The sequence below is a fragment of the Streptomyces sp. NPDC058307 genome (assembly GCF_042880295.1).
Classification (GTDB): domain Bacteria; phylum Actinomycetota; class Actinomycetes; order Streptomycetales; family Streptomycetaceae; genus Streptomyces.
This window is the reverse complement of record NZ_JBHVYZ010000014.1, coordinates 37,680-50,408: the sequence shown is the minus strand read 5'-3', so window position 1 is coordinate 50,408 and position 12,729 is coordinate 37,680. Positions and strand designations below refer to the sequence as shown.

The following is a 12,729-nucleotide window of genomic DNA, read 5'->3' as shown; positions in this document are numbered from 1 at the left end:
GTGCCAGCAGCACGCGGAGACCGTGACCGCCGAGGGCTACACCAACGACGCCTGGGCCAAGCTCGCCGACGGCTCCTGGGTGACCAACATCTACATCAAGGGCCCGGCCTGGCTGCCCGGCATCCCGGACTGCGGCGGCAGCAGCACCCCGCCGCCGTCGGGTGGCAGCACGGCGTTCCAGACCTGGGGCACCGGGGTGCGCACCCACAGCGAGCCCAACGTCAACGCAGGCGTGGTCGACTACTTCGCCCAGCCGACCACCGTCAACGTGGTCTGCCAGAAGCACGCCCAGGAGGTCACGGCGGACGGCTACACCAACGACGCCTGGTCGAAGCTGACCGACGGCTCGTGGCTGACCAACATCTACATCAAGGGCCCGGCCTGGCTGGACGGCGTGGCCACCTGCTGATCCGCCCCGGCTCCTCCCCACCGGACCGGCGCTGAAGAGACCGGTCCGGTGGGGACCGGCGGCACCTCGGCCGCGCGGCCTCACCCAACTGCCGCCGCAGTGCAGGCTCACCACCCCGTGAGCAGCAGATGGTTCAGGAGCAGCGCGAGTACGGCCTGCCCGATCAGCCAGCCCCGCACCCCCGTCAGAAGCGCACCCGCGGGCAACAGCCAGACGGCGAACGGCAACCAGATGCGTTCCGTCTCCGCCTTGCTCATCCCGGAGAGATCGGCGACGAGCAGGGCCAGCAGGGCGGCGAGCACCAACACCGCCAAGGGGCGCGGGGCACTGCGCGACCAGCCCCGGCCCGGCCACAGTCGAACGGCGGCCCGCCGCACCCCCGCCACCGTCGCCGGCCCCACGATCAGCACCGTGCACGCGAGGTTCGCCCACACCCAGTAGGCGTACGGCCGCACCCCGCCCGCCCCTTGGTAGTACCGCGTCTGTAGCAGCCGGTACCCCTCCCACCACGCGAACCCCGACACCGTGAACAGCACCGGCACGACCACGAAACCGGCCAGGGCGAACAGCAGGGGCCGGCGGGAGGAGCCCAGCAGCAGTACCGCTGCCGCGACGACGACCATGAGTGTCAGGCCGTACGACAGATAGACGGTCAGTCCGAACAACAGCCCCGAGCAGAGGCCGTTGAGCGCCGGCCGGCACCCCTGTACCGCGAGGGCGAGCAGGGCCACCGCCCACGCGGCCACCGCCGCGAAGTACCCGTCGGCCGACGTGCCCACCCAGACCGCGGCCGGGGCCAGGACCAGGAAGGGTGCGGCGCGGCGGGCGAGCGACTCGTCGGCGAGGCTCCGTACGGCGACCAGGACGGCGACCGCCGCGGTCGTGCCGACGGTGATGCACCAGGTCCCCGCCCAGCCCCCACCGCCGAGCCCGATCCGGTCGAGCAGGACGAAGGTGAGGGTCGCGCCCGGCGGATGCCCGGCGACATGGGCGCCCCAGTTGTCCGGCGAGCCGATCAGGATGTGCCGGGTGAAGTCCCGCAGGGCCGCCGGGATGTCGTGGAAGCGGCCGACGGCCCGGAGGTACTCGTTCCTGGTGGTGAGCTGCCCGGCGACGCCCCGCTGCCAGCCGTCCACGAGGGCCAGGGACCACGTCCAGGCCATGCCCACGCCCCAGACGGCGAGCAGCAGCGGGCGCCAGGGGAGCCGGGCGGCGAGCGAGGGGCCGTACGCCACCACGGCGGCCGCGACGACGACCGCTGCCGGGGTGCCGGGGCCGACATGCGGGTCCCAACTCGCCAGCAGGGGCGGCCAGCCGACGCGGAGCGAGCCGTTCCGGTGCTGGATCGCCGTGCCGACCAGTACGGCGGTCAGCACGAGGAGCGCGGCGCACACGGCCGCGTACAGGTCACGAACAAGGTCCCGGTTCACGCGGACGACGCTAGGCCGCACGCTCACCCGTGTGGGGCTGACATGCGACGACGTCAGAGTTTCGTCATGGTTCGCCGGCCCGTCCGCGGGGTGGCGCGGGCCTACGGTCGGGGCATGGCACGGTCTCCCTTCGCACCCTCCTCCTGGCGCAGCCCGCTGCGCGGCCCCTGGCTCACCTCCGTCCTCGGGGTGGTGCTGCTCGGCGGCATCACCCTGCTGTTCGTGACGGGGCTGCTGTCGTACGCCGCCTACAACCCGAACCTGTCGCCGGTGAACGACAAGACCCCGGGCAAGGGGATCCTCGGCTTCTACCTCTTCTCCTGGCCCACCGACCCGCACTGGCTGTACCGGCTCACCCAGGGCGTCCACGTCACCCTCGGCATCACCCTGATCCCGGTCCTGCTGGCCAAGTTGTGGTCGGTGGCGCCGAAGCTGTTCACGCTGCCGCCCGCGCGCTCGCTCACGCACGCGCTGGAGCGGCTCTCGCTGCTGCTCCTGGTCGGCGGCGCGCTCTTCGAGTTCGTGACCGGGGCGCTCAACGTCCAGCTGGACTACGTCTTCCCGGGCTCCTTCTACGCGTTGCACTTCTACGGGGCGTGGGTGTTCTTCGCCGCGTTCGTCGCCCACGCCGTGCTGAAGATGCCGCTCGCCCTGCGCAGTCTGCGGCAACTCCGAGAAGAACGAACCGACTTGGTGTCACCGGACCCGGCCGAGCCGACCGTGTCGCGGCGCGGGGCGCTCTGGTTCGTCGGAGGTGGTTCGCTGCTGCTGTTCCTCACCACGGCCGGGCGCAGCTTCGACGGCGCCCTGCGCGAGACCGCCCTCCTCGCCCCGCACGGCGGCGACGAACCGGCGTCCGGGCCGGGCGGCTTCCAGATCAACAAGACCGCCGCGTACGCGGGGATCGACCCGGCGGAGACCGGTGAGGACGCCTGGCGGCTGGTCGTCGCGGGCCGCGACGGCCGCACTGTTCGCCTCAGCCGTGCCGAACTCCTCCAACTCCCCTTGCACAGTTCGGCGTTGCCGATCGCCTGCGTGGAGGGCTGGTCGACCTCCGACCAGGAGTGGCGCGGGGTGCGGCTGCGGGACCTCGCGGCGCTCGTCGGATATGAGGACGCCGCGCCGGACGTCTTCGTGGAGTCCCTGCAACGGCACGGCGCCTTCCGCCGGGCCGCCCTGCGCGCCAACCAGGTCGCCGACCCACGCTCCCTGCTCGCCCTGTTCGTCAACGGCGAGGAGCTGACCCCCGACCACGGCCACCCGGCCCGGATCATCGTGCCCGCGGCGCCCGGTGTGCTGAACACCAAGTGGGTGGCGCGGCTGACCTTCGGAGACCTGTGATGCGGATCCCCCTCGGCAGCCCCCTTCAACTCCTCCTGCTCGTCTGCTCGTTCGCCCTCGCGGGGTATGCGGGGGTGCGGCTGCTGTCGGGAGACCTCTTCGGGATCGCGCTGTGGTTCGTCGGGGCGGCCGTCCTGCACGACCTGGTGCTGCTGCCGCTGTACGCGGCGGCGGACCGGGCGCTGGTGAAGGCGGCGGGGCGGCACGTCCTGTACGTCCGGGTCCCCGCCGCCTTCTCCCTGCTGCTCCTGCTCGTGTGGTTCCCGCTGATCACCGGGCAGGTCGCGGACCGCTACGCCTCGGCGACCGGCCTGTCCCCGGACGGCTTCCTTGCCCGCTGGCTGCTGATCACGGCGGTGCTCTTCGGCGGTTCGGCGGCGGTCCTGGTCGTACGGCAGGGCAGGGCGAGGGCCCTACGGCGGCGCAGGGAGACGAAGGAACGGCCGCCCGCCGTCCACTGATCCACGGCCGTCCAGCCGGTGCGGGCCGCGTGCCGCAGCAGGGCGGGGGTGCCGAGCCGGGCCCACGGAAACTGGCCGCCAACGGCACCCCGGGCGTCGGCGACCTGCACCTGGACCCGCTCGTCGAGGTCCGGGCCGGTGACCGTCTCGGCGATCAACAGGCCGCCCGGCGCGAGGAGTTGGGCCGTCCGGTCGAGCAGGGCCTGCGGGTCGCCGCCGATGCCGACGTTGCCGTCGATCAGCAGCGCGGTGCCCCAGCGGCCCTCGCCGGGCAGGGACTCGAAGACGGACCGCCGCAGGGCCGGTCCGCCGAGCGCGAGGGTCCGCGCGACCGCCGCCTCGCTCACGTCGATGCCGAGCACCCGCCGGCCACGGGCCCCGAGTGCGGCGACGAGCCGCCCCGGACCGCACCCGACGTCCAGCACCGCGCCCTCGCAGCGCCGCAGCACCTCCAGGTCCGCGGCGTCCGCGGCGGCGCACCAACGCTCCAGTTCGAGCGGGAGCAGCCAGCCGTCGGAGCGACGCAGGAAGAGGGGTCCCCGGCCGGTGCGCAGGGCCCGGGCGTAGGGGTCGGCGGACCAGGTGCCGTCCCTCGCATCCGACCTCACCCCGCCGCTGGGCGGGGAGGCCGGGCCCGGCTCCGGCCCGGCTGTCTCGCCGTCCGGCCGCACGGTGACCGTGTCCTCGCCCGGCCGTGTGGCCACGCCGACCCGCGGCCCCCTCACCGCGACACCCCCGCAAGCCGGGCCAGCTTCGCCGCGAACCGTCCGTCCGGTGCCGCTCGCGCGACCAGTTCCGCGTCGTACGCCGTGTCCACGTCCCGCAGCGGCGGCAGCTCCCGTACCCGCAGTCCGGCCAGCCGGGCGCGCTGGGCCGCGCCGGTGTCCGGTGTCGACATCGGAACCCCGCGCAGCCGGGACGGGTCCGGTTCCGCCAGCCCCAGCGCCCAGAAACCGCCGTCCTCGGCAGGCCCGAAGTACGCGTCACAGTCGGTGAAGTCCACCGTGAGCAGCTCCGGGGTCACCTGGGGTGTGTCCATGCCGATGAGCAGGGCCGGGCCTTCGCAGCCCGCGAAGGCCGCTGCTAGCCGTTCGTCGAGGCCGCCCGCGCACTGCCGTACGACCTCGAAACCCGGCGGCAGCCAGGGGCCCGGCGTACCCTCCAGGACCAGGACCCGGCGCCGGGCCGGGGTGCGGGCCACGACGTCGAGGGTGTCCGCGAGCGACGCCTCGGCCAGCGCGGCCGCCTCCTCGGGCGTGAACGGCGGGGTGAGCCGGGTCTTCACCCGCCCCGGCCTCGGCTCCTTGGCGATGACGAGAAGGGTGATCACGCGTGCACCCCCGTCCCGGCCTCGGACGTCCCGGACTCGGACAGGACCTGGCTCATGTCCCGCACGGCCTGCCAGGTGCCCCGCCAGGTGCCCGTCACCTTGGAGGCGCCGGTGCGCGGCCGGTACGGCACGTCGTGCTCGGCGATCCGCCAGCCCGCGTCGGCCGCCCGCACCACCATCTGCAGGGGGTAGCCGCTGCGCCGGTCCGTCAGACCGAGCGCGAGCAGCGACTCGCGCCGGGCGGCCCGCAGCGGTCCCAGGTCGTGCAGCCGCAGACCGGTGCGGCGGCGCAGCAGCCGGGCGAGCGCGAGGTTGCCGGCCCGGGCGTGCGGCGGCCAGGCACCGCGGGCCTGCGGGCGCCGCCGGCCGAGCACGAGGTCCGCCTCGCCGGCCAGCACCTCGGCCACGAACGGCACCAGGTCCGAGGGGTCGAGGGAGGCGTCACAGTCGCAGAAGCACACGATGTCGGCCGTGGCCGCCGTCAGCCCCGCATGGCAGGCGGCGCCGAAACCGCGCCGCTCCTCGCGGACGACGGTCGCGCCGAGAGCGTGGGCGATGCGGGCCGAGCCGTCCGTGGAGCCGTTGTCCACGACGAGCGCGCGCCAGCCGGGCGGGATGCGTTCCAGCACCCACGGCAGGGCCCCGGCCTCGTCCAGACAGGGCAGCACGACGTCCACGGACGCCGCCGTTTCGTTCACTGAAGGGGTCGTCACGATGTTCACCCTACGAACGCGAAACGGGCGAACCGGACTCCGGCTCCTTACGAAACAAGGACGTCGGCGGCCGTCCGCAGCGCATTCGCGCGCGCGGTGCGAGGCTGGCGGCATGGAGCAGCAAGCACAGACCCGGCCCCGGGTCCTCGTCGTCGACGACGACCCCACCGTCGCCGAGGTGGTCTCCGGCTACCTGGACCGGGCCGGCTACCTCGTGGACCGGGCCGTCGACGGCCCCGACGCCCTCGCCCGCGCCGCCGCGCACCGCCCGGACCTCGTCGTCCTCGACCTGATGCTGCCCGGCATGGACGGCCTGGAGGTGTGCCGCCGGATGCGCGGGCGCGGGCCCGTCCCGGTCATCATGCTCACCGCCCGCGGCGACGAGGACGACCGCATCCTGGGCCTGGAGGTCGGCGCCGACGACTACGTCACCAAGCCCTTCAGCCCCCGCGAACTGGTCCTGCGCGTCGAGTCCGTACTGCGCCGCTCCCGGCCCTCTCAGCCGTCGGGGCACCTGGGCGCCGCCGGACTCTCGATGGACCCGGCGGCCCGCCGCGCCCTCAAGGGCGGTACCGAACTCGCCCTCACCATCCGGGAGTTCGACCTGCTCGCGTTCTTCCTGCGGCACCCCGGCCGGGTCTTCAGCCGTGAGGACCTGATGCGCGAGGTGTGGGGCTGGGACTTCGGCGACCTGTCGACCGTCACCGTCCATGTGCGCCGGCTCAGGGGCAAGGTCGAGGACGACCCGGCCAGGCCCCGCCTGATCCAGACCGTGTGGGGCGTCGGCTACCGCTTCGACGGCTCACCCGCGGAGGTGTGAGCCGTGAACGACATGCTCCTCATCGCCCTCTACGCCTTCCTCGGCGCCGTCGCCGCCGGACTCCTCGGCGCCTGGGTGCTCGTGCTGGTCCGGCGCCGTTCGCTCTCCCTGCACCTCGCCGTGGTCGCCGCGGTCGGCGTCACCGCGATGCTGGCCGGGACCCTCGCGGTCGCCCAGGCCATGTTCCTGTCCGGGCACGACCTGCGGGTCGTCACGACCGTCGTCCTGATGGCCGCCGTGGTCTCGCTGGCCACCGCCCTGCTGCTCGGCCGCTGGGTCACCGCCCGCAGCCGGGCCCTCGCGCTCGCCGCCCGCTCCTTCGGCGACGGCGGCGACTTCACCTCGCCCGGCGGCCCCACGACCGCCGAACTCACCGAGCTCAGCCGGGAGTTGGAGGCCACCAGCGCCAAACTCGCCGAGTCCAGGGAGCGGGAACGCGCCCTGGAGTCCTCCCGGCGCGAACTCGTCGCCTGGATCTCCCACGACCTGCGCACCCCGCTCGCCGGGCTGCGCGCGATGTCCGAGGCCCTGGAGGACGGCGTCGCCGCCGACCCGGCCCGCTATCTGAGGCAGATCCGCACCGAGGTGGAACGCCTCAACGACATGGTCGGCGACCTCTTCGAACTCTCCCGCATCCACGCGGGGACGCTCGCGCTGAGCCCGAGCCGGATCTCCCTGTACGACCTCGTCGCGGACGCCCTCGCGGGGGCCGACCCGGTGGCCCGCGAGCACGGCGTGCGGCTGGTCGGCGACCGGGTGGCGGCCGTGCCGGTCGAGGTGGACGGCAAGGAGATGAGCCGCGTGCTGGGCAACCTCCTCGTCAACGCCATCCGCCGCACCCCCGCCGACGGCACGGTCGCGGTGGCCGCCGAGCATCGCGCCGAGGGTGTCGTGCTGTCCGTCACGGACGGCTGCGGCGGCATCCCCGAGGAGGACCTGCCCCGCGTCTTCGACACCGGCTGGCGCGGCACCCATGCCCGAACGCCGCCCGCCGGCGCGGGACTCGGCCTCGCGATCGTCCGGGGCATCGTGGAGGCCCACGCGGGCCGGGCCACCGTACGCAACGTGCCGGGCGGCTGCCGCTTCGAGGTGCTGCTGCCGTCGGCCGCCTCTTGAGAAGGCGGCCACTGGAAGTCCGAACAGAGGTGGTGCCGCCCGCGGCCGCTTTCTTTCACGGGCGGCACCACCGGTCCATCGCGGGCTACGCGTCCCGCATCCCGGCGCCCGCGAACTCCCGCATGCCCTCGGCGAATCCGACCTGCGCCTTCCATCCCAGCTCGGCCCGCAGCCGCGCCGAGTCCGCCGTGATGTGCCGTACGTCCCCGAGGCGGTACTCCCCGGTGACCACGGGTTCGGGACCGCCGTACGCCCCGGCCAGCGCGCGGGCCATCTCGCCCACCGTGTGCGGCTCGCCGCTTCCGGTGTTGTAGGACGTGAGCACGCCGCTCCCCGAACACTCCTCCAGCGCCGCCACGTTGGCCGCGGCCACGTCCCGCACGTGGACGAAGTCCCGGCGCTGGCCGCCGTCCTCGAAGACGCGCGGGGCCTCACCCCGGGCGAGCGCGGAGCGGAAGAAGGAGGCGACGCCGGCGTACGGGGTGTCGCGGGGCATGCCAGGGCCGTACACGTTGTGGTAGCGCAGCGCCACCGCCGAACCGCCCGTGGCCCGCGCCCAGGACGCCGCCAGGTGCTCCTGGGCGAGCTTGGTCGTCGCGTACACGTTCCGCGGATCGACCGGGGCGTCCTCGCCGACCAGACCGGGGGAGAGGTCCGCGCCGCACCGCGGGCACGGCGGCTCGAAGCGCCCCGCGTCCAGGTCGGCGACGGCGCGCGGACCCGGCCGTACGCTCCCGTGCCGCGCGCAGGTGTACCGGCCCTCGCCGTACACGACCATCGACCCGGCCAGCACCAGCCGCCGTACCCCCGCTTCGGCCATCGCGGCGAGCAGGACCGCCGTACCGAGGTCGTTGTGGGAGACGTACTCGGGGGCGTCGGCGAAGTCCACGCCCAGGCCGACCATGGCCGCCTGGTGGCACACCGCGTCCACTCCCGTCAGGGCGTCGCGGACGGCGGCAGGGTCCCGTACGTCGGACGCCGGGTCGGCCCGGACGTCATACAGGACGGGCTCGTGGCCGTGTGCCGCGAGCGCCTCGACGATCTGGGACCCGATGAAACCGGCACCGCCGGTGACCAGTACGCGCATGCCCTCAACGTAGGGCCGCAAGCTGCCCGGACGGCCGGACCGCGCCCGTCACGTCACGGCTTCGTAAGACTCACGGCCGGGTGAGGCTGAGCGGCAGCGACACCGTGAACACCGTCGAGCCGGGCTCGCTGCTCAGCTCGATCGTGCCGCCGTGCGCCCGGACCAGGGAGCTCGCCACCGCGAGGCCGAGACCGCTGCCGCCCCGGTCCCGGCTGCGGGCCTTGTCGACGCGGTAGAAGCGGTCGAAGACCCGCTCCTGGTCGGCGGGCGGAATGCCCGGTCCGGCGTCCGCGATCCGCACCTGTGCGTGCCCGTCGCGCACCCGCACGCCGACCGACACCTTTGTGCCCGGCGGGGTGTGCACGGCCGCGTTGGTGAGGAGGTTGTCGAGGACCTGGCGCACGCGCTGCGGGTCGAGCCGCAGCTTCAGGGCCTGGGGGCCCGGCGCCACCGTCAGCGGACGGTCCGGGTGGCTCGCGCGCAGGGCGTCGGCCGCGTGCTCCACCAGCTCCACCAGATCCGTCTCGGCGGGCCGGAGCGGGGTCTCCACCTCCGCCGCGTCCAGGCGGGCGAGCAGCAGCAGGTCGTCCAGGAGGAAGCCCATGCGGGCGGCCTCGGCCCGCAGCCGGGCCAGGTGCCGGTCACGCTCCTCGGGGGCGTTGGCGGCGGCGTACTGGAAGAGGTCCGCGTAGCCCCGTACGGACATCAACGGCGTGCGCAGCTCGTGCGAGGCGTCGGCGACGAACCGGCGCAGCCGCTGCTCGGCCTCCGCGCGGACCGCGAGCGAGTCGTCGATGTGCTCCAGCATGGTGTTGAACGCCGTCCGCAGCTCCTCGACCTCCGGACCGCCGCCCCGCTTGTCGGCGCGCAGCGGCAGCCGTGACTCCGTCTCGGTGAGGTCGTGCAGGGCGATGCCGTGCGCGGTGTGCGCCATGTCGCTCAGCGGCTTCAGGCCGCGCCGCAGCAGTTTGCGGCCGATGACCACGAGCACCAGCAGGGCCAGCCCGAAGGCGACGACCTGGACCGTGATCAGCCGCCGTACGGTCGCGTCGACGCCGTCCATGGGAGCCGCGCTCACCAGGACCACACCGGGCTCGACCTCGCAGGCGCGCAGCCGGTACTCGCCCTGGCCGCTCAGGTGCTCGGTGGCCAGGACCTCGGTGTGCGCGACGGTCTGCGCCTTCGCGACGGCGGTGAACGTGTCGACGTCCGCCGGCAGATCGGTGGGATCCTCGGGCTTGCGCAGCTCGGGCACGCCGTCCTTGACGTCGTACACCGCGTAGTACCAGCTCCAGTACTTCTTGTCGGTCAGCGTGCCGGATTCGGCGATGCTCTTGGACTGGGCGACCTGCGCGAGCGACAGTTGCTCGTTGAGCTGCGCCGACAGATAGTCCCGCATGTACGTCGTCAGGGCGGTGCCGACGACGCCGAACACCACCAGGGCCAGCACCCCGATCCCCAGCGCGAGGCGGGTGCCCAGCCGCATCCTCCGGTACGCCGACCGCAGCCGGCCGAAGAAGGACCTCACTCGGCCGCCTGCCGGATGACGTACCCGAAGCCCCGCACGGTGTGGATCAGCGGCTCGCCCGTGTCGTCCAGCTTGCGGCGCAGCCGGCTGACGACCAGCTCGACGACGTTGGAGCGGCCGCCGAAGCCGTACTCCCACACGTGGTCGAGGATCTGCGCCTTGGTGAGCACGGTCGGCGACTTGCGCATCAGGTACCTGAGGACCTCGTACTCGGTCGGGGTGAGCGTGAGCAGCTTGTCGCCGCGCCGCACCTCACGGGTGTCCTCGTCCATCGTGAGGTCCGCGACCCCGAGCACCGAGCGCTGGAAGCCTGGACCGGCGCTGCGCCGCAGCACGGTCCGCAGCCGGGCCATCAACTCCTCCACCGCGAACGGCTTGACCAGGTAGTCGTCCCCGCCCCGGGTCAGCCCGGCCACCCGGTCGGCGACCGCGTCCCGCGCCGTGAGGAACACCACGGGCACCATCGTCCCCGAGCGCCGCAGCCGGTCCAGGACGCCGAAGCCGTCGATGTCCGGGAGCATCAGATCGAGCACCACGATGTCCGGGCGGAACTCCGCGGCGCGGCTGAGCGCCTCCTCGCCGGAGTTCGCGGTGACCGCCTCCCAGCCCTCGTAGCGGGCGACCGTCGCCACGAGATCGGCGATCGGCGGGTCGTCGTCCACGACGAGGAGTCGTACTTTTTCCACCCGCTCATAGTGCTTCACGGCGACCGGAAAGCCAGAGCCGGAGGGGGCCCGTAAGCAGATCGATAACCTCTTGAAAGTTGTACGACAGCTGATCGACAGCTCCCACCGGAGAAGCTCGGTAATCCAGAGGTCCCGATCGAGGAGCTACGACCCGTGACCACCGTCCAATCGCCCCCCGCGCCCCCCACGGCGATCAAACGCCCCAGGGTGGTGGCCCGCACCGGGCTCTACGCCGTGCTGGCCGCCAACGCGGCCGTGGTGGCGTGGTTCTTCGCCCAGGCCGGCTTCGCCTCCAACGCGCTCATCGTGCTCGGCCGCCTCACCGGCCTGTACGCCGCGCTCATCATGGCCTTCCAGCTGATCCTGGTGGCCCGCCTGCCCTGGCTCGACCGCCGCATCGGCATGGACCGGCTGACCTCCTGGCACCGCTGGACCGGCTTCGGCATCCTGTGGACGCTCCTCGCGCACGTCACCTTCATCAGCTTCGGCTACGCCGAGGGCACCGACGTGGGCCCGGTCGGCGAGATCGTCGACCTCGCCGAGACCACCGAGGGCGTGCTCCGCGCGGTCGTCGCGTTCTTCCTGATCCTCGTGGTCGGCGCGGTCTCCGCCCGCTACGCCCGGCGCCGCCTCGCCTACGAGACCTGGCACTTCATCCACCTGTACACGTACGCCGCCGTGGTGCTGGCCTTCACCCACCAGGTCGCCGTCGGCACCACCTTCACGTCCTCGTCCGTCGCCACCGGGTACTGGTACGGCGTCTGGGGCGTCGCCCTCGGTTCGGTCGTCCTGGGCCGCGCGGTGCTCCCGCTGTGGCGCAACTGGCGCCACCAGTTCCGCGTCACGGCCGTCGTGCCCGAGAGCGACAACGTCGTCTCGATCTACATCAGCGGCAAGGACCTCGACCAACTCCCCGCCAGGGCGGGCCAGTTCTTCCTGTGGCGGTTCCTGACCGCCGACCGCTGGTGGCAGGCCAACCCCTTCTCTCTCTCCGCCGCCCCCGACGGCAGGACCCTGCGCCTGACCGCCAAGGCGGCCGGCGAGGGCAGCGCCGCCCTGCGGCACCTCAAGATCGGCACCCGCGTCTTCGCCGAGGGCCCGTACGGCGCCTTCACCGCCCTGCACCGCACCCGCCCCGAGTCCGTGCTCATCGCCGGCGGGGTCGGCGTCACTCCCATCCGGGCCCTCCTGGAGGAGGTGGAAGGCCACGCCGTCGTCATCTACCGCGTCGGCTCCGACCGGGACGCCGTCCTCTACGACGAGCTGCGCGACCTCGCGATGGCCAAGGGCGCCGAACTCCACCTGGTCACCGGCCCGCCGGTGCCCGACAAGCTGGCGGCCGGTGAGCTGGCGCGGCTCGTGCCCGACATCGCCGACCGGGACGTGTTCCTGTGCGGACCGCCCCCGATGATGACCGCGGTCCTGGGCAGCCTGCGTGAGCTGGACGTGCCGGGGCCGCAGATCCACTTCGAGCGCTTCAGCCTGGCGGGATGAGGAACAGACCGTGAAACGAGCCATACCTGTCGTCGTCCTGAGCATCGCGGGCCTGGTCCCCGTCTGGCTGTACGAGCCGTCGTCCGGCACCTCCACCGTCCAGGCCACCACGCCGGCACCCTCGACGTCCTCCTCCGGCGCCTCCGGCACGAACGTGGTCACGACCACGACGGTCGACACGGAGAAGGGCCCCGTACAGCTCCAGGTGACCTTCGCCGGTACGAAGATCACCGCCGTGAAGATGCTCCAGCAGCCAGATCACCCGCAGACCACGGCCGCCGTGCCGAAGCTGGTCGCGGAGACACTCCAGGCGC

At 73.3% G+C, this 12,729-nt stretch carries 11 protein-coding genes and 2 pseudogenes; 6 read left to right on the top strand and 7 right to left on the bottom strand.

What is annotated here, in order from left to right; all coding sequences use genetic code 11:
• Positions 1–409 (top strand): annotated as a pseudogene (locus tag ACFVYN_RS13055) (peptidoglycan endopeptidase); the annotation flags it as partial.
• 107 nt (positions 410–516) lie between these two features.
• On the opposite strand, the gene ACFVYN_RS13050 reads toward ACFVYN_RS13055, so the two are convergent.
• Positions 517–1,839 (bottom strand): hypothetical protein, encoded by a 1,323-nt coding sequence (locus tag ACFVYN_RS13050; RefSeq protein ID WP_389996738.1) that lies wholly within the window; start codon positions 1,837–1,839, stop codon positions 517–519.
• A gap of 114 nt (positions 1,840–1,953) precedes the next feature.
• On the opposite strand from ACFVYN_RS13050, the gene ACFVYN_RS13045 reads away from it, so the two are divergent.
• Positions 1,954–3,180 carry a molybdopterin-dependent oxidoreductase gene (locus ACFVYN_RS13045; protein WP_389996735.1) on the top strand — a complete coding sequence of 409 codons (1,227 nt, stop codon included), beginning with the start codon at positions 1,954–1,956 and terminating at the stop codon, positions 3,178–3,180.
• Between the two features lie 292 nt (positions 3,181–3,472).
• Here ACFVYN_RS13045 and ACFVYN_RS13040 read toward each other — a convergent pair whose 3' ends face one another.
• From ACFVYN_RS13040 to ACFVYN_RS13030, 3 genes are read right to left on the bottom strand one after another with little or no spacing between them, the layout of a single operon-like run.
• Positions 3,473–4,345, bottom strand: coding sequence for a class I SAM-dependent methyltransferase (locus ACFVYN_RS13040; protein WP_389996732.1), 873 nt, complete (start codon positions 4,343–4,345; stop codon positions 3,473–3,475).
• A 17-nt stretch (positions 4,346–4,362) separates the two neighbouring features.
• Positions 4,363–4,971: a DUF2064 domain-containing protein gene (locus ACFVYN_RS13035; protein WP_389996729.1), complete on the bottom strand. Its 609-nt coding sequence runs from the start codon at positions 4,969–4,971 to the stop codon at positions 4,363–4,365.
• Positions 4,968–5,693 (bottom strand): glycosyltransferase family 2 protein, encoded by a 726-nt coding sequence (locus ACFVYN_RS13030; protein WP_389996726.1) that lies wholly within the window; start codon positions 5,691–5,693, stop codon positions 4,968–4,970. Before ACFVYN_RS13030 ends, ACFVYN_RS13035 begins: the two co-directional genes overlap by 4 nt.
• A 103-nt stretch (positions 5,694–5,796) precedes the next feature.
• Between ACFVYN_RS13030 and ACFVYN_RS13025 the strand changes: the two genes are divergently transcribed.
• Positions 5,797–6,504, top strand: coding sequence for a response regulator transcription factor (locus ACFVYN_RS13025; protein ID WP_389996723.1), 708 nt, complete (start codon positions 5,797–5,799; stop codon positions 6,502–6,504).
• A gap of 3 nt (positions 6,505–6,507) precedes the next feature.
• Entirely contained in the window at positions 6,508–7,620 is a 1,113-nt protein-coding gene (locus ACFVYN_RS13020) for a sensor histidine kinase (protein WP_389996720.1), read from the top strand.
• Between the two features lie 85 nt (positions 7,621–7,705).
• On the opposite strand, the gene ACFVYN_RS13015 is transcribed toward ACFVYN_RS13020, so the two are convergent.
• The 3 genes from ACFVYN_RS13015 to ACFVYN_RS13005 form a co-directional block, all read right to left on the bottom strand.
• On the bottom strand, positions 7,706–8,707 hold the full coding sequence (locus ACFVYN_RS13015; protein WP_389996717.1) for an NAD-dependent epimerase/dehydratase family protein: 1,002 nt from the start codon (positions 8,705–8,707) through the stop codon (positions 7,706–7,708).
• A 70-nt stretch (positions 8,708–8,777) separates the two neighbouring features.
• Positions 8,778–10,193, bottom strand: a complete 1,416-nt coding sequence (locus ACFVYN_RS13010) for a sensor histidine kinase (protein ID WP_389996956.1) — start codon at positions 10,191–10,193, stop codon at positions 8,778–8,780.
• Between the two features lie 38 nt (positions 10,194–10,231).
• Complete coding sequence (locus ACFVYN_RS13005; RefSeq protein ID WP_389996715.1) at positions 10,232–10,921, bottom strand: response regulator transcription factor; 690 nt, start codon at positions 10,919–10,921, stop codon at positions 10,232–10,234.
• 153 nt (positions 10,922–11,074) lie between these two features.
• On the opposite strand from ACFVYN_RS13005, the gene ACFVYN_RS13000 reads away from it, so the two are divergent.
• Positions 11,075–12,415, top strand: coding sequence for a ferric reductase-like transmembrane domain-containing protein (locus ACFVYN_RS13000; protein ID WP_389996712.1), 1,341 nt, complete (start codon positions 11,075–11,077; stop codon positions 12,413–12,415).
• Positions 12,416–12,425: 10 nt separating this feature from the next.
• Positions 12,426–12,729, top strand: a pseudogene (locus ACFVYN_RS12995) (FMN-binding protein); the annotation flags it as partial.

Excerpts from the sequence above, each read along its gene's own strand:
- ACFVYN_RS13045 (WP_389996735.1), top strand. The coding sequence starts at position 1,954 with ATGGCACGGTCTCCCTTCGCACCCTCCTCCTGGCGCAGCCCGCTGCGC.
- ACFVYN_RS13025 (WP_389996723.1), top strand. The coding sequence starts at position 5,797 with ATGGAGCAGCAAGCACAGACCCGGCCCCGGGTCCTCGTCGTCGACGAC.
- ACFVYN_RS13015 (WP_389996717.1), bottom strand. The coding sequence starts at position 8,707 with ATGCGCGTACTGGTCACCGGCGGTGCCGGTTTCATCGGGTCCCAGATC.
- ACFVYN_RS13010 (WP_389996956.1), bottom strand. The coding sequence starts at position 10,193 with ATGCGGCTGGGCACCCGCCTCGCGCTGGGGATCGGGGTGCTGGCCCTG.